This is a genomic window from Thermobispora bispora DSM 43833, assembly GCF_000092645.1.
Classification (GTDB): domain Bacteria; phylum Actinomycetota; class Actinomycetes; order Streptosporangiales; family Streptosporangiaceae; genus Thermobispora; species Thermobispora bispora.
Genome location: NC_014165.1, coordinates 2335516 through 2355191 on the forward strand (window position 1 = coordinate 2335516; position 19676 = coordinate 2355191).

The 19676-nt window shown below is 73.6% G+C and carries 15 protein-coding genes; 4 read left to right on the forward strand and 11 right to left on the reverse strand.

Annotation, left to right across the window (positions count from 1 at the left end):
• The first annotated feature begins 80 nt into the window (after window positions 1-80).
• The gene (locus TBIS_RS09995; RefSeq protein ID WP_050760491.1) at window positions 81-1310 is read left to right on the forward strand and encodes a DUF1015 family protein; all 1230 of its coding nucleotides are present in this window, start codon (window positions 81-83) and stop codon (window positions 1308-1310) included.
• Between the two features lie 239 nt (window positions 1311-1549).
• Window positions 1550-2425 carry an MBL fold metallo-hydrolase gene (locus TBIS_RS10000; RefSeq protein ID WP_083785337.1) on the forward strand — a complete coding sequence of 292 codons (876 nt, stop codon included), beginning with the start codon at window positions 1550-1552 and terminating at the stop codon, window positions 2423-2425.
• Between the two features lie 420 nt (window positions 2426-2845).
• Here the strand turns inward: TBIS_RS10000 and TBIS_RS19425 are convergent, their stop codons facing one another.
• Both TBIS_RS19425 and tyrS read right to left on the reverse strand, forming a co-directional pair.
• Complete coding sequence (locus TBIS_RS19425; RefSeq protein ID WP_204251888.1) at window positions 2846-3928, reverse strand: tetratricopeptide repeat protein; 1083 nt, start codon at window positions 3926-3928, stop codon at window positions 2846-2848.
• A 732-nt stretch (window positions 3929-4660) separates the two neighbouring features.
• On the reverse strand, window positions 4661-5926 hold the full coding sequence (tyrS, locus tag TBIS_RS10010) for a tyrosine--tRNA ligase (RefSeq protein WP_013132266.1): 1266 nt from the start codon (window positions 5924-5926) through the stop codon (window positions 4661-4663).
• Window positions 5927-6164: 238 nt separating this feature from the next.
• On the opposite strand from tyrS, the gene TBIS_RS10015 reads away from it, so the two are divergent.
• On the forward strand, window positions 6165-8396 hold the full coding sequence (locus tag TBIS_RS10015) for a rhamnogalacturonan lyase family protein (RefSeq protein ID WP_013132267.1): 2232 nt from the start codon (window positions 6165-6167) through the stop codon (window positions 8394-8396).
• On the opposite strand, the gene TBIS_RS10020 is transcribed toward TBIS_RS10015, so the two are convergent.
• The 9 genes from TBIS_RS10020 to argC all read right to left on the reverse strand — a co-directional run bounded on the left by TBIS_RS10020 (window position 8384) and on the right by argC (window position 17744).
• Window positions 8384-9088 carry a DNA-3-methyladenine glycosylase gene (locus tag TBIS_RS10020; RefSeq protein ID WP_013132268.1) on the reverse strand — a complete coding sequence of 235 codons (705 nt, stop codon included), beginning with the start codon at window positions 9086-9088 and terminating at the stop codon, window positions 8384-8386. The genes TBIS_RS10015 and TBIS_RS10020 overlap by 13 nt on opposite strands.
• The gene (argH, locus tag TBIS_RS10025; protein WP_013132269.1) at window positions 9067-10515 is read right to left on the reverse strand and encodes an argininosuccinate lyase; all 1449 of its coding nucleotides are present in this window, start codon (window positions 10513-10515) and stop codon (window positions 9067-9069) included. Before argH ends, TBIS_RS10020 begins: the two co-directional genes overlap by 22 nt.
• Before the next feature lie 182 nt (window positions 10516-10697).
• Window positions 10698-11897, reverse strand: coding sequence for an argininosuccinate synthase (locus TBIS_RS10030; protein ID WP_013132270.1), 1200 nt, complete (start codon window positions 11895-11897; stop codon window positions 10698-10700).
• Complete coding sequence (locus tag TBIS_RS10035) at window positions 11890-12447, reverse strand: arginine repressor (RefSeq protein ID WP_013132271.1); 558 nt, start codon at window positions 12445-12447, stop codon at window positions 11890-11892. Before TBIS_RS10035 ends, TBIS_RS10030 begins: the two co-directional genes overlap by 8 nt.
• Entirely contained in the window at window positions 12444-13412 is a 969-nt protein-coding gene (gene argF / locus TBIS_RS10040; RefSeq protein ID WP_013132272.1) for an ornithine carbamoyltransferase, read from the reverse strand. Before argF ends, TBIS_RS10035 begins: the two co-directional genes overlap by 4 nt.
• Window positions 13402-14601 carry an acetylornithine transaminase gene (locus TBIS_RS10045; RefSeq protein WP_013132273.1) on the reverse strand — a complete coding sequence of 400 codons (1200 nt, stop codon included), beginning with the start codon at window positions 14599-14601 and terminating at the stop codon, window positions 13402-13404. The genes argF and TBIS_RS10045 overlap by 11 nt, the downstream gene beginning before the upstream one ends.
• The gene (argB, locus tag TBIS_RS10050) at window positions 14598-15515 is read right to left on the reverse strand and encodes an acetylglutamate kinase (protein ID WP_013132274.1); all 918 of its coding nucleotides are present in this window, start codon (window positions 15513-15515) and stop codon (window positions 14598-14600) included. The genes TBIS_RS10045 and argB overlap by 4 nt, the downstream gene beginning before the upstream one ends.
• Entirely contained in the window at window positions 15512-16666 is a 1155-nt protein-coding gene (gene argJ, locus TBIS_RS10055) for a bifunctional glutamate N-acetyltransferase/amino-acid acetyltransferase ArgJ (RefSeq protein WP_013132275.1), read from the reverse strand. Before argJ ends, argB begins: the two co-directional genes overlap by 4 nt.
• A 55-nt stretch (window positions 16667-16721) precedes the next feature.
• On the reverse strand, window positions 16722-17744 hold the full coding sequence (gene argC / locus TBIS_RS10060) for an N-acetyl-gamma-glutamyl-phosphate reductase (RefSeq protein ID WP_013132276.1): 1023 nt from the start codon (window positions 17742-17744) through the stop codon (window positions 16722-16724).
• A 176-nt stretch (window positions 17745-17920) separates the two neighbouring features.
• Between argC and TBIS_RS10065 the strand changes: the two genes are divergently transcribed.
• The gene (locus TBIS_RS10065; protein ID WP_013132277.1) at window positions 17921-19576 is read left to right on the forward strand and encodes a class I adenylate-forming enzyme family protein; all 1656 of its coding nucleotides are present in this window, start codon (window positions 17921-17923) and stop codon (window positions 19574-19576) included.
• Window positions 19577-19676: the final 100 nt, after the last annotated feature.

A 19676-nucleotide genomic window follows, 5' to 3' on the forward strand; every position in this document is an offset into this window, starting at 1 on the left:
GTCGGTGACCGACGACCGGGTTGCCTCGGACCCGGCCCGCAAACTCCGGGGAGTCTGGACCGTATGGCAACATGCCCGTTATGAACAATTCCGAACGGACGTCTCTTGAACTTCGTCCGTTCCGCGGTGTCAGGTTCGCGGTCGAGGACCTCGCGGCCGTCACCTCCCCGCCATACGATCTCATCGGCCCCGGCGCCCTGCGGGAGTTGCTCAGCCGTCATCCCAACAACGTGGCGCGGCTGATCCTTCCCGGCTCCGGCCACTACGAGGAGGCGGGCGAGACGCTGCGGAGGTGGCTCGCCGACGGGGTGCTCACCGTGGACGATCACCCCGCGCTGTACGTGTACGAGCAGAGCGGGGCCGGCTTCACGCAGCGCGGCCTCATCGGGGCGCTGGGCCTGGGGTCGGGCGCGGTGCTGCCGCACGAGGACGTCATGCCCGGCCCCGTCGCCGACCGGCTCGCGCTCATGCGGGCCACCGAGGCCAACCTGGAGCCGATCTTCCTGATCTACGAGGGCGGGGGAACGGCCTCCCGGCTCGTCGAGGAGGAGGCGGAACGGCGGTCCCCCATCGCCGACGTCACCACCCCGGACGGGGTGCGCCACCGGCTGTGGGCGATGATCGACCCCGCCGCCATCGCCGCCGTCGCCGAGGACCTCAAGGGCCGCCGCGCGCTCATCGCCGACGGCCACCACCGGTACGCCACGTACGAGGCCCTGCGGCGCGAGCGCCCCGGGCCCGGCCCCTGGGACCATGGGCTGGCCTACCTGGTCGACTCGGCGCTCTACCCGCCGCAGATCAGCGCGATCCACCGGGTGATCCCCGGGCTGCCGCTGGAGGACGCGGTCAACCGGGCGAAGGGCGCGTGCCAGGTCCACGAGTTCTCCTCGCTGGAGGCCGGCCTGCAGGCGCTCGAGGCCGCGAAGGAGCCGGCGTTCCTGCTCGCCGGGCAGGGCCCGGCCGCCCACCTGCTCACCGACCCGGACCCGCTGCAGCTCGAGCACGCCATGCCCGCGGAGCGCTCCGCGGAGTGGCGGGCGCTGCCCACCTCGATCCTCACCTGCTTCCTGCTGCCCAAGGTCTGGGGGATCCAGGACGGCGAGGAGACGGTCCAGGTGGTCCACCACGACCCCCTGGCGGCGGTGGAGCTCGCCCGGCGAAAGGACGGCACCGCGGTGCTGCTCAACCCGATCCGGTTCCCGGACGTGCTCGCGATCGCGGCCCAGGGCGAGCGGGTGCCGCGGAAGTCCACCTCGTTCGGGCCGAAGCCGCGCACCGGCCTGGTCATGCGGCTATTCGCCGCGGGCTGATCCCCCGCGCACCCGGCCATCACGTCCCGGGCCGCCCGTGACGCCGGTGGCGCCCGGCCTTTCCATCGCGGTGAAGGAAATCCGGGCTTCCCCATATACCCGGGGGTGACCGTGCGTCATTACTCTGGGGTTCGATGGACGGATCACCGCTCTTGTAAAGAGGAACGGTCGAGTTTCAGGGGTGGACAGTGGAGAACGTGAGGCCGATCGGCGCCGACGTCTACGAGATCGACACCCGGATGGCCGGATGCCCCGGCGTCACCGCCGGCTATCTCATCCTCGCCGATCGTCCGTGTCTGATCGAGACGGGAACCTCGACATCCACCCCGACCGTGCGGAAGGCCCTCTCCGCGCTCGGGATCGGCCCCGACGACCTGGCGACGGTCGTCGTGACGCACATCCACCTCGATCACGCTGGCGGGGTGGGCGACATCGCCGCCGCCTACCCGTCGGCCGAGATCGTCGTGCACGAGCGGGGCGCCCGGCACCTCGCCGATCCCTCCCGCCTGCTGGCGAGCGCGCGGATGGTCTGGGGTGACAAGCTGGACACGCTCTTCGGCACCCTCCGGCCGACGGAGGCGTCCCGCATCCGGGCGCTCGGCGAGACCGGCACCATCGACCTGGGGTTCGGCAGGCACCTGTCGTGCTACTACACCCCCGGCCACGCCAAGCACCACGTCGGGCTGCTCGACTCGCTCACCGGGGACCTGTACGTCGGCGACGCGGCCGGGGTCTACCTCCCGGAGACCGGCGACCTGCGCCCGGCCACCCCGCCGCCGGACTTCGATCTCGACGCCGCCCTCAAGTCGATCGACCTGTTCCGGTCCCTCCAGCCGGAGCGGGTGCTCTTCACCCACTACGGGCCGGTCGAGGACGTGCAGCCGATCCTCGAACGGGCGGCCGAAGAGCTGCGCATCTGGGTGGACCTCACCAAGCAGGCCAAGGCCGAAGGGCTCGACCTCGACCACGCGGTGGCCATGGTCCGCGAGAAGACCAAGCAGCGGTACAAGACCACCGAGGGCGACCCGACCCTGCAAGGGCTGGAGACGCTGACCGGCGCCGAGGCGAACGTCGCCGGGATCATGCACTGGCTGGACCGCACCCAGCAGGGCTGATCCGCGCCGCCGGGCCGATCCCCCGCACCGGGCGGATCTCCCGGCGCCGGGCCGGCCTCGCCTCGGGCCGGCCGCGCATCCGGCCGGCCTCGAATCGGGCCGATCCGCGCCACCGCCGGGCCGTACCGCGCCCAGCCGGCCTGCGGCGGCCGCCGGACCGGGCCGCGTTAGCCGCCGGCGCGCCCAGGGCGCCGCGGTGCGGGACCCCGGACGCACGCCCGGCGGGGCAGGTACGGCACCGCGCCCGTCACCCGGCCGGTCCCGGCACGTCCTCCGTGCCGGCATCGCCCGATTCGCGCAGCCGAAGCGGCGCGGAGCCCGGACACCACGGGCGTCTCCGGGAACGTCTCCCGCGAGAACCGTGCCGTGGCGAGGCCGTGCCGCGGCCGCCCGGAGGGCCGATCGGCGGCCGGCCGGGGTTCAGCCCGCCTGCCCGCCGGCCTCTGCCGCGCGGTCGCCGCCGCGCACGGCCGGTACCGGCACGCCTTCGGCGCGGGCATCACCCGCGGCGCCGCCGGCGGTGCCGTCCGCGCCGCAGCCGCCCTCGGCCGTCTCGCCAGGGTCGCCGCAGGCCGTCTCACCACCGTCGCCGGCGGCGGTATCACCGCGGCCGCCGGCCGTCGCACCGCCGTTCGTCTCGCCGCCGGCCGTCGCACCGTCCTCACCGGCGGTGCCGTCCGCACCGGGGCCGGTCGCCTCGTCGCCGTCGCCCCCGGTGGCCTTCTCGCCGCCGTCGCCGGCGTGCGGCGCCCCATCACCGGGCTCCGGCTCCCCGCCGGGCTCCTCCCCCTCTGGGCCCTGCTCGCCGGGCTCGCCCGCGGCGTCCTCCGCGAGATCCTCCTCGATGTCCTCGATCACCAGGCCGGTCAGCTCGGCGTACCGCTCGGCGGCGTCGGTCTCCCCGTGCTCGTCGAACGCCATCGCCCGGGCGAACCACTCGACCGCCGCGGCCTCCTTCCCGGCGTCGGCGAGCGCGTCGGCGTACGCGAAGGCCAGCCGGGCGGACCACGGCCTCGGCTCCGGGTCGCGCAGCTCGGGCACCCGCTGCAGCGTGATCACCGCGGCCTCGTACTGGCCGAGGTCCCGCCGCGCGCCGGACTCCACGATGGCGAGCTCGATCCGGCTCGCCCGGTCGAGCCGCTTGGGGTCGCCGGTGCGGATGACGTCGAGGGCCCGCTCCGGGCGGCCGAGCCCGCGCTCACAGTCGGCGATCATCGGCAGGTAGATGTCCGAGCCGGTGATGCGCCGCGCGGCGCGGAGGTCCGCGAGCGCCTCGGCGTACCGCCCGGCCCGGTAGGCGGCGATCCCGCTCGCCTCGCGGACCACACCGATCCGCGGGGCCATGCGGCGCGCCGTCTGGGCGTGCTCGTAGGCCCGCTCCGGGTCGTCCTCGCCCAGCGCCCGCCCGGCCGCGACCAGGTGCTTGGCGACCAGTTCGGCGCGCTCGAGCGGCAGGGAGCGCAGCTCCGCCCGCACCTCGCGATCGAGCTGGTCCGCCGACACGCCCGGCGGCAGCGGGGGAAGGTCCGGCTTGCGCCCGCGGCGTTCCTCCCGCCGGGACGGCCCGGCCGCCGCCCGGCCCGCGCCGCCGCGGGGATCCGCCTTGCGCGGCCGGCCGTGGCGGTCGGGGAACTCCCCGCGCCGGCGGTCACCGCCGGCTCCGCGCCCGCCGAAGGCCCGTCCGCCGCGGCCGCCGATCCCCCCGCGCCCGCGGAGGCCACCGTTCCCGCGCGGGCCGCCGCCTCCGGCCCGGTTCCGCCACGGCCCGCGCTCCCTGTCACCGCGGCCGCTACCGCCACGCCCGTTATCTCTGTTCACTTGGTGCCCTTCGCTGCTCACTGGCCGGTTCCGGCCATGCGTCATGGTCCCCGCCCACGGGGACCCTGCGCAGCCGATCGTGGAGCCGCCGGTTCCGGCCGAGCGCCGGAGTACCCGCTGAACGCCGTCGTCGTCTGCCCGGCTCGTGCTCCGCACCGAGCCCTGACGCTTCCGGTTCGACGCGATGAAGGCCACCCGTCCGCGGGTGGCCGACGGTTCAAGGGTAGCGCGCCGCGCGGCCGTGCCCGTCACCCGCGCGTCCGGCCGGGACGCGGGCGCGCCGGCGCCGGCCGGCCGCATCCGCACGCGGGACACGAGCCCGGAGCGGCCGGGCCCACGGCGCCGCGCGCGAGCGACGACGCAGGCCCGCCCGGCCGGCCGGGCGGGCACACGGCTCCGGCGGCCCCGCCGGAGGGCTCAGCCGACCTCGACGCCGCCGATCGTCTTCTTGCCCCGGCGGAGCACCAGGAACCGGCCGTGCAGCAGGTCGTCGGCGGTCGGCACGTAGTCCTCGTCCGTGACCTTCACGTTGTTGAGGTACGCGCCGCCCTCCCGGACCGCGCGCCGCGCCGCCGACTTCGACTCGACGATGCCGCTCGCCGCGAGCAGGTCCACGTACGGCGCGCCGAGCGCGGGCACCTTCGCCTTCGGCACCTCGTTGAGCGCGGCCTCGAGGGTCCGCTCGTCGAGCTCCTGGAGGGTGCCGTGCCCGAAGAGCGCCCGCGAGGCGGCGACGACCCGCTCCAGCTCCTCCCGGCCGTGCACCAGCGCGGTGACGTCCTCGGCGAGCGCGCGCTGCGCCTCACGCGCCGCGGGGCGCTCGGCCACGGCCTTCTCCAGCTCCTCGATCTCCTCGCGGGTGCGGAAGGTGAAGACCTTCAGCAGCCGCACCACGTCACGGTCGTCGGCGTTCAGCCAGAACTGGTAGAACGCGTACGGCGAGGTGAGCGCGGGGTCGAGCCAGATCGCCCCGCCGGCGGTCTTGCCGAACTTGGTGCCGTCGGCCTTGGTGATGAGCTTGCCGGTGAGGCCGTGGACGTGGGCGCCCTCCACCCGCCGGATCAGGTCGACCCCGGCCGTGATGTTGCCCCACTGGTCGCTCCCGCCGACCTGGAGCGTGCAGCCGTACCGCCGGTACAGCTCCAGGTAGTCGTTGGCCTGGAGGATCTGGTAGCTGAACTCGGTGTAGCTGAGCCCCTCCCCCTCCAGGCGGGCCGCGACCGACTCCCGGGCGAGCATCCGGTTGACCGGGAAGTGCTTGCCGATGTCCCGGAGGAAGTCGATCACTGACAGCTTCTCGGTCCACTCCAGGTTGCTGACGAGCAGCGCCGAGTTCGGCCCCTCGTCGAACGAGAGGAACTTCTCCACCTGCGCCCGGATCCGGGTCACCCACTCCGCGACCACCTCGACCGGGTTGAGCGCGCGCTCGGTGCTGCGGCCGCTGGGGTCCCCGATGAGGCCGGTGGCCCCGCCGACGAGCCCGATCGGCCGGTGCCCGGCCCGCTGGAACCGGGTCAGGATCAGCAGCGTGGCGAGGTTGCCGACGTGGAGCGAGGGTGCGGTCGGGTCGAAGCCCGCATAGACGGAGATCGGTCCCTCGGCAAGTGCCTTGCGCAGTGCGTTCGCATCGGTGGTCTGCGCGACGATGTCGCGCCAGTGGAGCTCATCGAGGATATCGGTCACGGTCCTGGCTCTCGCTTCGGTCAAGGAAGGTACGGCTTTGTCACGAACGTGCCTGATCAACAGACCCTATCGCGACTCGGCGGGCGCCGATGCCACCCGGCCCTCTGGCTGAATCTTTCACCGCGGGCACCGCTTCTGCCCGCCGTTTGCCCAGCTTACGGCGGGCCAAACCGGGCCCGGGCGTGCCCTCGGGCCGGCCGCTGGACGGGCCATACCGGGGTGACCTGCCATAGGGCGTATGCGTGGATTATCGAAGCGCCTGACCACGGCGGCCTGCGCCGGCGCGCTCACGCTGACCGGCGCGGCCGCGGTGACGGCGCCCGCGGCCGCCGCGGTGGGCTGCCGGGTGGACTACGCCGTCACCGCGCAGTGGCCGGGCGGGTTCACCGGCGACGTGACCGTGACCAACCTCGGCGATCCGATCAACGGGTGGCGGCTGACCTGGAGCTTCCCCGCGGGCCAGCAGATCACCCAGGCGTGGAACGCGACGGTGACGCAGAACGGGGCGCAGGTGACCGCCGCCGACGCGGGCTACAACGCCGCCATCCCCACCGGTGGGACCGTGTCGTTCGGCTTCAACGCCTCCTGGACCGGGAGCAACCCGGCGCCGTCGTCGTTCGCCCTCAACGGCACCACCTGCACCGGTTCGGCGAGCCCGACCACGAGCCCGACGGCCGGCCCGACCCCGACCGTCACCGCCACGCCCACTCCCCCGCCGGCCGCCGGGGCGCGGCAGATGGAGGACCTCGACCGGGGGCTGATCAGCGTCCGGGCGCCGGGCGGCAACCTGGTCTCCTGGCGGCTGCTCGGCACCGACCCGGCGGACGTGAGCTTCAACCTCTACCGGGGCTCGACCAGGATCGCCACGGTCACCGGCGCCACGAACTACCTCGACGCCGGCGCGCCGGCCGACGCCTCGTACACGGTGCGGCCGGTGGTGGGCGGGGTGGAGCAGGCCGCGTCCCGCCCGTCCATCCGGTTCACCGGCGGGAACTTCCTCGACGTGCCCATCCAGCCGCCGCCGGGCGGCACCACCCCGGACGGGGTCTCCTACACCTACACCGCCAACGACGCCTCGGTCGGCGACCTCGACGGCGACGGCCGGTACGAGTTCGTGCTCAAGTGGGAGCCGTCCAACGCCAAGGACAACGCCCAGTCCGGCTACACCGGCAACGTCTACATCGACGCCTACCGGCTCGACGGCACCCGGATGTGGCGGATCGACCTGGGGCGCAACATCCGGGCCGGGGCGCACTACACCCAGTTCCAGGTGTACGACTACGACGGGGACGGCAAGGCCGAGGTGGCGATGAAGACCGCCGACGGCACGGTCGACGGCACCGGGCGGGTGATCGGCAACGCCTGGGCCGACCACCGGAACTCGTCCGGGTACGTCCTCTCCGGCCCCGAGTACCTGACGATCTTCAACGGGCAGACCGGGGCGGCGATGGCCACGGTCGACTACGACCCGCCGCGCGGCTCGGTCTCCTCCTGGGGCGACTCGTACGGCAACCGCGTCGACCGGTTCCTCGCCGCCACCGCCTACCTGGACGGGCAGCGGCCATCGCTGATCATGAGCCGGGGCTACTACACCCGGACCGTGATCGTCGCGTGGGACTTCCGCAACGGCTCGCTCGTCCGGCGGTGGAAGTTCGACTCGGATGTGGCCGGCGGCCAGTACACCGGCCAGGGCAACCACAACCTGTCCATCGCCGACGTGGACGCCGACGGCAAGGACGAGATCATCTTCGGGGCGATGGCCATCGACGACGACGGCCGGCCGCTGTGGAACACCCGCAACGGGCACGGTGACGCCCTCCACGTGGGCGACCTCGACCCGAGCCGGCCCGGCCTGGAGGTGTTCAAGGTCAGCGAGGACGGGAGCAAGCCGGCCGCCTGGTTCGCCGACGCCCGGACCGGGCAGATCATCTGGAGCAACGCCCCCTGCGGGTGCGACAACGGCCGGGGCGTCTCCGGGGACGTCTGGGCCGGGAGCCCGGGCGCGGAGTCCTGGTCGTCCGCGGTCAGCGGCCTCTACGACACCCGGGGCCAGAACATCGGCCGCAAGCCCGGCTCGGCGAACTTCCTCGTCTGGTGGGACGGCGACCCGGTGCGCGAGCTGCTCGACGGCACCCACATCGACAAGTACGGCCCCGGCGGCGACACCCGGCTGCTGACCGCGTCGGGGGTGCAGTCCACCAACGGGACCAAGGCGACCCCCTCCCTCTCGGCCGACCTGTTCGGCGACTGGCGGGAGGAGGTGGTCTGGCCGACCACCGACAACCGGGCGCTGCGGATCTACGCCACCACGGACGTCACCGACCGGCGGATCCACACCCTGATGCACGACCCGCAGTACCGGGTGGCGATCGCCTGGCAGAACACGGCCTACAACCAGCCGCCGCACCCGAGCTTCTTCATCGGGGACGGCATGGCGACCCCGCCCAGGCCGAACATCTACGTGCGCTGACGGGGCACGTGCGGGCGGTACGGCGACACGGTCGGGTGGCCGTCCACCCAGAACCGCCAGGGGATCTCCCGCCCGGCCGAGACGCCGACGCGCGGCCCGCTCCGGATCAGCTCGGGGGAGACCGGCTCCCCGGTGAAGACCCGGACCGGCCCGGAGCCGCAGCAGTCGAGCCCGTTGTGCTCCCGGGTGAGCGCGAGGGCGACGGCGAGCCGGGCCGGCCCCCGGGCGAGGTCCCGGTCGGGGATGCTCCGCCCGCTGGGCGGGGCGTCCCCCTCCCCGGCTCCCCCGTCACCGGTGCCCCCGTTGACCGCGTTCCCGTTGCCCGCCGCGGCCCGGCGGGCCCGGGCCACCTCCGCGCCGCGGATCACCTCGCCAGCGCGGAGCAGCACCGCCGAGCCGGTGCCCTCCGGCAGGCACACGAGGTTGGCGCAGTGGTGCATGCCGTAGGTGAAGTACACGTACAGGTGGCCCGGCGCGCCGAACATCACCGCGTTCCGCTCGGTGCGCCCGCGGTACACGTGCGAGGCCGGGTCCTGCCCGGGCAGGCCGTACGCCTCGACCTCGGTGAGCCGGACCGCGACCGGCCCGTGCGCGATCACCCGGCCGAGCAGGTCCGGCGCGACCTCCTCGGCCGGCCGGTCGAAGAACTCACGGTCGAGCGGGTCCCCGATCAGCTCTCCGAATTCGCCCATGCCGCCTGCTCGTCGACGATCTCGCGCAGCGCGGCGACCTGCTCCCGCACCCGGTCGGGGGCGGTGCCGCCGTAGGCGCTGCGGGCCGCGAGCGCGCCGCGCACGCTGAGCACGTCCCGGACGCTCGGGGTCCCCTCGGGCAGGCCCGCCGCGTCCGCGGCGAAGTGCGGGGAGACCTTGGCCAGCTCCTCGTCGGTGAGGTCGCCGAAGTCCTTGTCGTTGACCTGGCAGTACACCACCAGGTGCCCGACCGCCTCGTGCGCCTCGCGGAACGGCACCCCGCGGCGCACCAGCAGCTCGGCGAGGTCGGTGGCGAGAGCGAACCCGTCGGGCGCGCTCGCCTCCAGCCGCGCGGTGTTCACCCGCATCGTGGCGACCATGCCGGCCATCGCGGGGAGCACGAGGAGGAGGGTGTCGACCGCGTCGAACACCGGCTCCTTGTCCTCCTGCAGGTCCCGGTTGTAGGTGAGCGGCAGGCCCTTGAGCGTGGTGAGCAGGGACATGAGCGAGCCGATGAGCCGGCCGCTCTTGCCCCGGGCGAGCTCGGCCACGTCGGGGTTCTTCTTCTGCGGCATGATCGAGGAGCCGGTGGCGTAGGCGTCGTCCACCTCGATCCACCGGAACTCCTGCGAGGCCCACAGCACGATCTCCTCGCCGAGCCGGGAGATGTGCACGCCGAGCATGGCCGCGCAGAACAGGAACTCGGCGGCGAAGTCGCGGTCGGCGACCGCGTCCATCGAGTTCGGCGCCGGAGCGTCGAACCCGAGCTCGGCGGCGACCGCGGCGGGATCCAGGGGGAGCGAGGAGCCGGCGAGCGCCCCGGAGCCGAGCGGGCAGACGGCGGCCCGCTTGTCCCAGTCCCGGAACCGGTCCACGTCCCTGGCGAGCGCGTGGACGTGCGCGAGGAGCTGGTGCCCGAAGGAGATCGGCTGCGCGTGCTGCAGGTGGGTCATGCCGGGGGCGGGCGTGTCCGCGTGCTGCTCCGCCTGGTTGATCAGCGCGGTCTCCAGCTCGACCACCCGGGAGACGATGGTGCGCACGTGGTCGCGCAGGTAGAGCCGCAGATCGGTGGCGATCTGGTCGTTCCGGCTGCGCCCGGCGCGGAGCTTGCCGCCGAGCGAGCCGAGCCGCTCCAGCAGGCCGCGCTCGAGCGCGGTGTGCACGTCCTCGTCGGCGACCGTGGGGCGGAACTCCCCGCTCCGGCACGCCCGGTCCAGGTCGTCGAGCGCGCGCAGCATGCGGTCGAGCTCGTCCTGGGTGAGCAGCCCGGCGCGATGGAGCACCCGGGCGTGCGCTCGTGACGCCAGCAGGTCGTAGGGGGCGAGGCGCCAGTCGAACTGCACGCTCACCGACAGGCGCGTGAGCGCGTCCGAGGGGGCGCCCTCGAACCTGCCGCCCCAGAGCCTCAACGGCTTGTTGTCCGCCACGGTCTTTCTCTCCCTCCGATCCGTTCAACCGGGACCTTAGCCGACGTACGCCCCGGCTCCGCGCACGGAACCGGGGCGTACGGCATCGCATGCGCCCGCGGTCACCGGCCTGTTCCGCGCTCCGCCGCGCCGGTGCGCGCGGCGGGGGCCTCAGGCCATGGCCGCGCCGCGGGCCTGCCGGGTCACGACCGGCGGGCGTCCCGGGCGGCCGCGATCTTGCTGGGCAGCGACCAGAGCTGGACGAAGCCCTTGGCCAGCGACTGGTCGAACGCGTCGCCGCTGTCGTAGGTGGCGAGCGAGTAGTCGTACAGCGAGTCCTCCGAGCGGCGGCCGGTCACCACGGCCCGCCCGCCGTGCAGGACCATCCGGATGTCCCCGGACACGTGCCGCTGGGTCTCGGCGATGAACGCGTCGAGGGCCCGCTTGAGCGGCGAGTACCACAGGCCGTCGTAGACCAGCTCGCCCCACCGCTGGTCGACGGTCCGCTTGAACCGGGCGAGGTCGCGCTCGACGGTGACGTTCTCCAGCTCCATGTGCGCGGTGATCAGCGCGATGGCGGCCGGCGCCTCGTACACCTCGCGCGACTTGATCCCGACGAGCCGGTCCTCGACCATGTCGAGCCGCCCGACGCCCTGCGCGCCCGCGCGCCGGTTGAGCTCGGCGATCAGCTCGTACGGCGACAGCTCCCGGCCGTCGAGCGCCACGGGGACGCCCTCGGAGAAGGTGATGACCACCTCGTCCGGCTCCCGCGGCACGGAGGGGTCGCTGGTGTAGGCGTACAGCTCCTCGGTGGGGGCGTTCCAGATGTCCTCCAGGAAGCCGGTCTCGACCGCGCGGCCCCAGAGGTTCTGGTCGATCGAGTACGGCGACTTCTTGGTGACGTCGATCGGGAGGCCCTTCTCCTCGGCGAAGGCGATGGCCTTGTCCCGGGTCCAGGCGAAGTCGCGGGCCGGGGCGACGACCTTGAGGTCGGGGTTGAGCGCGGCCAGGCCGGCCTCGAACCGCACCTGGTCGTTGCCCTTGCCGGTGCAGCCGTGCGCCACGTGGGTGCCCTTGTACTTCCGCGCGGCCTCGGCGAGGTGCTTGACGATCAGCGGCCGGGACAGGGCGCTGACCAGCGGGTAGCGGTCCATGTAGAGCGCGTTCGCCCGCAGGGCGGGGAAGCAGAAGTCCCGGGCGAACTCCTCCCGGGCGTCCACGACCACCGCCTCGACGGCGCCGCAGTCGAGGGCGCGCTTCCGGATGACCTCCATGTCCTCGCCGCCCTGGCCGACGTCGACGGCGACGGCGATGACCTCGGCCCCCATCTTCTCCGCGAGGTACGGGATGGCCACGGATGTGTCCAGACCGCCCGAGTAGGCGAGTACAACCCTGTCAGCCATTGTTCTCTTCTCCAATCGCACGATTACGTACGGCGTCGCCTGGGCGGCGGTTGGTGAGGTCGAGCAAGGCCTTGGCCAGGGCTTCGCCGCCCTGCGGATCCCTGCTGATGACGAGGATCGTGTCGTCCCCCGCCACGGTGCCGAGGATGGACTCCCAGTCGGCGTGGTCGATGGCGGACGCCAGGAACTGCGCGGCCCCCGGGGGCGTGCGCAGGATGACCAGGTTGGCGGAGGCCTCGGCCGAGACGAGGAGCTCCTCGGCGATCCGCCGGAGGCGCGCGTCCGGGTTCTCCGCCGTGCCGCTCCCCGTGCGGTAGAGCGGGATGCGGCCTCCGCCCTCCCCGGGGAGGGCGTACACCAGCGTGCCGTCGTCGGCCCGCAGCCGCAGCGCGCCCAGCTCGTCGAGGTCCCGGGAGAGCGTCGCCTGGGTGACCTCGACCCCCTGCTCCGCCAGGAGCCTGGCGAGCTCGGCCTGCGACCGGACCTTGTGCCGGGTCAGCAGTTCCACGATACGCGCCTGCCGGGCGGCCTTGGTGAGCGGGATGGTCACGTCTCCCCACCCCCGGTGAGCAGCCAGTGGAGCAGTGCCTTCTGCGCGTGCAGGCGGTTCTCCGCCTCGTCCCACACCACGCTCTGCGGCCCGTCGATCACCTCGGCGGTGATCTCCATGCCGCGGTAGGCGGGCAGGCAGTGCAGGACGATCGCGTCGGGCGCGGCGTGGCGGAGCAGCTCCGCGTTCACCTGGTACGGCCGGAACGCGGCGATCCGCTGCTCCTTGCCCTCCTGGCCCATGGAGACCCAGGTGTCGGTGGCGATCACCCCGGCCCCGGCCGCCGCGGCGACCGGGTCGTCGAGCACCGCGACCGACCCGCCGGTGGCCGCGGCGATCTCCTCGGCCCGGCGGAGGACCGCGGGGTCGGGCCGGTACCCGGCGGGCGCGGCGATCCGGACGTGCATCCCGGCCGTGGCCCCGCCGAGCAGGTAGGAGTGGGCCATGTTGTTGGCGCCGTCCCCGAGGTAGGTCAGGGTCTGCCCGGCGAGCGAGCCCCGGTGCTCCCGGATCGTGAGCAGGTCGGCGAGGACCTGGCAGGGGTGGAACTCGTCGGTGAGCGCGTTGATCACCGGCACGGTCGAGGCGGACGCCATCGCCTCGATCCGCTCCTGCCCCGCCGTGCGCCAGACGATCGCGGCGACCTGCCGGCACAGCACCCGGGCGGTGTCCTCGATCGGCTCGCCCCGGCCGAGCTGGGAGGTGCCCGCGTCGAGGATCAGGGGCGCCCCGCCGAGCTCGGTGATCGCGACGGCGAAGGAGACCCGGGTCCGGGTCGAGTGCTTGTCGAACAGCACGGCCACGGTCTTCGGGCCCTCCAGGGGGCGGTGGGTGAACCCCGCCCCGGCCGCGCGCTCCTTCTTCATCGCCGCGGCGAGGTCGAGCACGCGCGCCTGCTCCTGCGGGGTCAGGTCGTCGTCCCTGAGGAAGTGCCGCACCGGGCTCGCCCCGGTCCTACGCTCCATTGGCCGCCTCCAAGATGCCGGGAAGCGCGTCCAGGAAGGACGCCACCTCATCGCCGGTGATGACGAGCGGGGGCGCGAGCCGGATCGCGTCGGGCTGCACCGCGTTGACCAGGAAGCCCGCGTCCTGGGCCGCCGCCTGCACCCGGTCGGCGCACGGCCGGGCGAGCAGGACGGCCAGCCAGAGCCCTCTGCCCCGCACCCCCTTGAGCAGCGGATGCCGGATGGCCGCGATCCCGTCGGCGAGCCGGGCCCCGAGGGTCTTGGCCCGCTCGAGCAGGCCCTCCCGCTCGATCGTGTCGAGCACGGCGAGCGCGGCCGCGCAGGACACGGGGTTGCCGCCGAAGGTCGAGCCGTGGTCGCCCTTCGCGAAGACCGTCCCGGCCGGGCCGAGCCCGAGGCACGCGCCGATCGGGAGCCCGCCGCCGAGCCCCTTGGCGATGGTCACGATGTCCGGGACGACCCCCTCGGCCTGGTGGGCGAACCAGTGGCCGGTCCGGCCGATCCCCGACTGGATCTCGTCGACCACGAAGAGGGCGCCGGTCTCCGAGCAGATCCGCCGCGCCGCCGCGAAGTAGCCCTCGGGCGGGGGCACCACGCCGGCCTCGCCCTGCGTGGGCTCGAGGAAGACCGCGGCGCACCGGTCGGTCACCGCCTCGCGCAGCGCCGCGGCGTCGCCGTACGGGACGAACCTGACGTCGATGGGGAACGGCCCGAACTGGTCGCGGATCGACGGCTTGCCGGTGAGGGCGAGCGCGCCGAGCGTGCGCCCGTGGAAGCCCATCTCCGCGGCGACGACGTAGTCCCGGCCGTGCGCCTTGCCGTACTTGATGGCGATCTTCAGCGCCGCCTCGTTCGCCTCGGTGCCCGAGTTGGCGAGGAAGACCCGGCCGGGCGCGCCGAGCAGGCCGAGCAGCCGCTCGGCGAGCAGCACCTCGGGCTCGTGCAGGTAGAGGTTGGAGGTGTGGGCGAGCACGGCGACCTGGCGGGAGACCGCCTCGACCAGGGCGGGGTGCCCGTGGCCGAGCGAGCTGACCGCGATGCCGCCGATCAGGTCGAGGTAGCGCCGGCCGTCCACGTCCCAGACGGCGGTCCCCTCGCCCCGGGCGAGCGCCACGGGCGGCACGCCGTAGTTGGGCATGAACGCGGCCTCGTAGCGGGCGCGCAGGTCCTCGGTCCGCGTCGCGCTCATGGCCGCTCCCCCTCCCCGTCCGGGCCGTCATCGGGGACCACCATGGTCCCGATGCCCTCGTCGGTGAAGACCTCCAGCAGCAGCGCGTGCGGCACCCGGCCGTCGAGCACGTGCGCCTGGGGCACGCCGCCCTTCACCGCGGTGAGGCAGGCCTCCATCTTCGGCACCATCCCGCTGGTCAGGGACGGCAGCAGCGAGGTCAGCTCGGACGCGGTGATCCGGCTGATCACCTCGTCGCTGTTCGGCCAGTCGGCATAGAGGCCCTCCACGTCGGTGAGGACGATCAGCTTGGAGGCGTTGAGCGCGACGGCGAGCGCCGCGGCCGCGGTGTCGGCGTTGACGTTGTAGACCTGGGTGGGGTCCTCCTCGGCGCGGGCGATCGACGACACCACCGGGATCCGCCCGTCGTCGAGGAGCGCCCGCACGGCCCCGGTGTCGACCTGGACGATCTCCCCGACCTGGCCGAGATCGATCTCGGCCCCGTCGACCACCACGCGCTTGCGCCGCGCGGTGAACAGGTGCGCGTCCTCCCCGGACAGGCCGACGGCGAACGGGCCGTGCCGGTTGATCAGCCCGACCACGCCGCGGTTGACCTGGCCGACGAGGACCATCCGCACCACCTCCATCGCCTCGGGCGTGGTCACCCGCAGGCCGGAGACGAAGTGGCTCTCGATCCCGAGCCGGTCGAGGTGCGCCTGGATCTGCGGGCCGCCGCCGTGCACGATCACCGGCTTGAGCCCGGCGTAGCGGAGGAAGACCACGTCGTCGGCGAAGGTGGCGCGCAGCCGGTCGTCGGTCATCGCGTGCCCGCCGTACTTGATGACGACCGTGGCCCCGTGGAAGCGGGCCAGCCAGGGCAGCGCCTCGGTCAGCGTGCGGGCCTTGTCCAATGCCCCGTTCAGCCGTGTGGTCATGTCGAGTACGCCGAGTTCTCGTGGACGTAGGCCGCGGTCAGGTCCGTGGTGTGGACGGTGGCCGTGTGCGGCCCGGCGGACAGGTCGATGGTGATGGTGACGTCCCTGGGGCGCAGGTCCACCTTGGACCGGTCGTCCCCCGGGGCGCCGCCGCGGCAGATCCACACGCCGTTGATGGCCACGTTGATCCGGTCCGGCTCGAAGACCGCGTCGGTGGTGCCGACCGCGGCGACGACCCGGCCCCAGTTCGGGTCCTCCCCGTGGATCGCGCACTTGAGCAGGTTCGACCGGGCCACGGCGCGGCCCACGGTCACCGCGTCCTCCTCGGAGGCGGCGCCGATCACCTCGATCGCGATCGCCTTGGTCGCGCCCTCGGCGTCGACGAGGAGCTGCCGGCACAGGTCGGCGCAGACCCCGGTGACCACCTTGCCGAACTCCTCCAGGTCCGGCCGCACCCCGGTCGCCCCGCTCGCCAGGAGGAGCACGGTGTCGTTGGTGGACATGCACCCGTCGGTGTCGAGCCGGTCGAACGTCACCGCGACCGCCCGGCGGAGCACCGCGTCGAGGTCGGCGGGCTCCACCGCGGCGTCGGTGGTGAGCACGCAGAGCATGGTGGCGAGCGACGGGGCGAGCATGCCCGCGCCCTTGGCCATGCCGCCGACCATGTAGCCGCCCTCACCCCGGCGGAAGGAGATCTTGCTGACCGTGTCGGTGGTGCGGATGGCGTCGGCGGCGGCGAGCCCGCCGTCCCGGGAGAGCTGCCCGGCCGCGGTCTCGACCCCGGCGAGCAGGGCGTCCATCGGCAGGCGCTCGCCGATCAGCCCGGTGGAGCAGACCGCCACCTCACCGGCGGGCACCCCGAGGAGCTCGGCGGCCTTCTCCGCGGTGGCCTGCGCGTCCTCGAGGCCGGGGGCGCCGGTGCAGGCGTTGGCGCCGCCCGAGTTGAGCACCACCGCCCTGACCCGGCCGCCGCTCAGCACCTTGGTGGACCAGAGCACCGGGGCGGCCTTCACCCGGTTGCGGGTGAACACGCCCGCGGCAGCGTAGGAGGGGCCGTCGTTGACCACGAGGGCGACGTCGCGCGCACCGCTGTCCTTGATGCCGGCGGCGACCCCGGCCGCGCGGAAGCCCAGCGGCGCGGTGACGCTCATCCGTTCCCCCGATTCCCCGGGCCGGCGGCCCGGATCTCGTCGTGTCCGTGCTGGCTCATGGGGCGACTCCGTTGGTGGGAAGACCGAGTTCCTCCGGGAGGCCGAGGGCGAGGTTGGCGCTCTGGACCGCACCGCCGGCGGTTCCCTTGGTGAGGTTGTCGATGGCGGCGATCGCGACGATCCGCCCGGCCCGCTCGTCGAGCGCCACCTGGACGACGGCCGTGTTGGAGCCGACCGTCATGGCCGTGGCCGGCCAGACGCCCTCGGGCAGCAGACGGAGGAACGGCTCGTCCTTGACCGCGGCCTGGTACGCCTCCCGGAGCGCCGCCGGGGTGGCGCCCGGCGCCGCGGGAGCCGTACAGGTGGCGAGGATGCCCCGGCTCATCGGGGCGAGGGTGGGGGTGAACGAGACCCGGACGGGCGTGCCGGCGACCGCGGAGAGGTTCTGCTCCATCTCCGGGGTGTGCCGGTGGACCCCGCCCACGCCGTAGGCGCTCACCGAGCCCATGACCTCGCTGCCGAGCAGGTGGGGCTTGGGCGCCCGCCCCGCGCCCGAGGTGCCGCTCGCCGCGACCACGACCACGTCGGGCTCGGCGAGGCCGGCGGCGAAGGCCGGGAAGAGCGCCAGGGTCACCGCCGTGGGGTAGCACCCGGGGACCGCGATGCGGCGCGCGGTGCGCAGCACCGCGCGCTGGCCGGGCAGCTCGGGCAGGCCGTAGGGCCAGGTACCCGGGTGCGGGCCGCCGTAGAAGCGGGTCCAGTCCTCGGCCCGCTTGAGCCGGAAGTCCGCGCCGCAGTCGACGATCAGCGTGTCCTCGCCCAGCTCGGCGGCGATGGCGGCCGACTGCCCGTGCGGGAGGGCGAGGAAGACGATGTCGTGGCCGCGGAGCGTCTCCGGGGTGGTCTCCTCGATCACCCGGTCGGCGAGTGCGGGCAGGTGGGGGTGGTGGTCACCGAGCCGGGTGCCCGCGCTGGACCCGGCGGTGAGCGCCCCGATCTCGATGGCGGGGTGGCCGAGCAGCAGCCGCAGGAGCTCGCCTCCCGCGTACCCGCTCGCCCCGGCGATCGCCGCCCTCATCACTCACCACTCCTACATCTCTATGCAGTCAAGCTCATGAATTTGCAATGCTCAAGAGTATGCAGGACACAGCATGAACATGCAAGAGACGACCGGTCGGCGAAAGGGATCTAGCCGCCAAACCTACTGGTCGGTATCGTGCGGGCAAACCCACGGACCCGGGGAGCGACACGCTCATGACGATCTCGCACGAACAGGTTCAGGCTCAGCTCACCGCACCCGGCCAGCTCTTCGAGATGGAGGAGGTCGAGGCCGGCGGCCACCGCATCCGCGCGTGGAAGCACGCTCCGGCCACGTTCCGCGACATGCTGGAGCTGACCCGCCTCCACGGCAACAAGGACTTCCTCGTCTACGAGGACGAGCGGATCACCTTCGAGGAGCACTACCGCCTCGCCGCGACCCTGGCCCACCGGCTCGTGACCGACTACGGGGTCCGCAAGGGCGACCGGGTGGCCATCGCAATGCGGAACTACCCCGAATGGGTCATCTCGTTCTCCGCCGCGCTCGCGGCCGGGGCGATCGTCGTCCCGCTCAACGCGTGGTGGACCGACCGGGAGCTCGCGTACGGCCTCAGCGACTCGGGGGCCAAGGTCGTGATCGCCGACGGCGAGCGCGCCGAGCGCATGGCGGGCAGCGGCCTCCCCATGATCGTGACCCGGGCGGAGGGCGCGAACTGGTCCGAGGTGCTCGGCGAGGTCCGCGCCGACGTGACCCTGCCGGACGTGGGGCTCCGCCCCGAGGACCCGGCCACGATCTTCTACACCTCCGGCACCACCGGCCTGCCCAAGGGCGCGCTCGGCAGCCACCGCAACCTCTGCCAGGCGCCGATGACCGTGGCCTACGCCCTGCTGCAGGCCGTCGCGCTCGCCGGCGGGGACCCGAACGAGTCGGTCGGCATCCGGCGGATCACCCTGCTCACCGTCCCGCTGTTCCACGTGACCGGGTGCATGGCCGTGCTCATGGGCACCATGCTGAGCGGCGGCGGCCTGGTGCTCATGTACAAGTGGGACCCGCAGCGCGCGCTCGAGCTGATCGAGCGGGAGAAGATCACCGTGCTCAGCGGCGTGCCGACCAACGCCTGGCAGCTGCTCTCCCACCCGCGGCTGCACGAGTACGACATCTCCTCGCTCACCTCGATCTCGTACGGCGGCGCCCCCGCCCCGCCCAAGCTGCTGGAGCGGATCACCGAGCTGCTGCCCAACCGCACCCCGGCGAACGGGTACGGCATGACCGAGACGAGCGCGCTCGCGATCTACAACAGCGGCGACGACTACCGCCGGAAGCCGGACAGCGTGGGCCGCCCGCTGCCCGTGATCGACGTGAAGGTCTGCGACCCGGCCGGCAACGAGCTGCCCCGCGGCGAGGTGGGCGAGCTCCACATCCGCGGCCCCATCGTGATCATGGGCTACTGGAACCGGCCGGACGCCACCGCGGAGACGTTCAGCGGCGGCTGGGTCCGCACCGGCGACCTCGCCCGCATCGACGAGGAGGGGTTCGTCTACATCGTCGACCGGGCCAAGGACATGGTGATCCGGGGCGGCGAGAACGTGTACTGCGCCGAGGTCGAGGCGGCGATCTTCGAGCACCCCGCGGTCGACGACGCCGCCGTGATCGGCATCCCCGACGAGGAGCTCGGCGAGCAGGTCGGCGCGGTGGTCCGGCTCAAGCCGGGCGCGACGGCCACCGCCGAGGAGCTCCAGGAGTTCCTCCGCGGCCGGCTCGCCGCCTTCAAGGTGCCGACCAAGATCTGGTTCCGCGACGCCGAGCTGCCCCGCAACGCGGCCGGCAAGATCCTGAAGACCCGGCTCAAGGAGGAGACCCTGGGCCGGTGACCCGCTCGCGGGCGCCGCCTGAGCGCGGCGCCCGCGGTTCACCCCATTCCGTACGGGCACTCCGTACGGGCAGTCCGCACGGACGCGCCGGCGGCCGGGC

Coding starts and splice junctions, on each gene's coding strand:
- TBIS_RS10030 (WP_013132270.1), bottom strand. CDS start 11,897: ATGGCTGACAGGGTTGTACTCGCCTACTCGGGCGGTCTGGACACATCC.
- TBIS_RS10020 (WP_013132268.1), bottom strand. CDS start 9,088: ATGGGCGAATTCGGAGAGCTGATCGGGGACCCGCTCGACCGTGAGTTC.
- TBIS_RS10015 (WP_013132267.1), top strand. CDS start 6,165: ATGCGTGGATTATCGAAGCGCCTGACCACGGCGGCCTGCGCCGGCGCG.
- TBIS_RS10065 (WP_013132277.1), top strand. CDS start 17,921: ATGACGATCTCGCACGAACAGGTTCAGGCTCAGCTCACCGCACCCGGC.
- argJ (WP_013132275.1), bottom strand. CDS start 16,666: ATGAGCGTCACCGCGCCGCTGGGCTTCCGCGCGGCCGGGGTCGCCGCC.
- argF (WP_013132272.1), bottom strand. CDS start 13,412: ATGGAGCGTAGGACCGGGGCGAGCCCGGTGCGGCACTTCCTCAGGGAC.
- argC (WP_013132276.1), bottom strand. CDS start 17,744: ATGAGGGCGGCGATCGCCGGGGCGAGCGGGTACGCGGGAGGCGAGCTC.
- TBIS_RS10045 (WP_013132273.1), bottom strand. CDS start 14,601: ATGAGCGCGACGCGGACCGAGGACCTGCGCGCCCGCTACGAGGCCGCG.
- TBIS_RS09995 (WP_050760491.1), top strand. CDS start 81: ATGAACAATTCCGAACGGACGTCTCTTGAACTTCGTCCGTTCCGCGGT.
- TBIS_RS10000 (WP_083785337.1), top strand. CDS start 1,550: ATGGCCGGATGCCCCGGCGTCACCGCCGGCTATCTCATCCTCGCCGAT.
- argB (WP_013132274.1), bottom strand. CDS start 15,515: ATGACCACACGGCTGAACGGGGCATTGGACAAGGCCCGCACGCTGACC.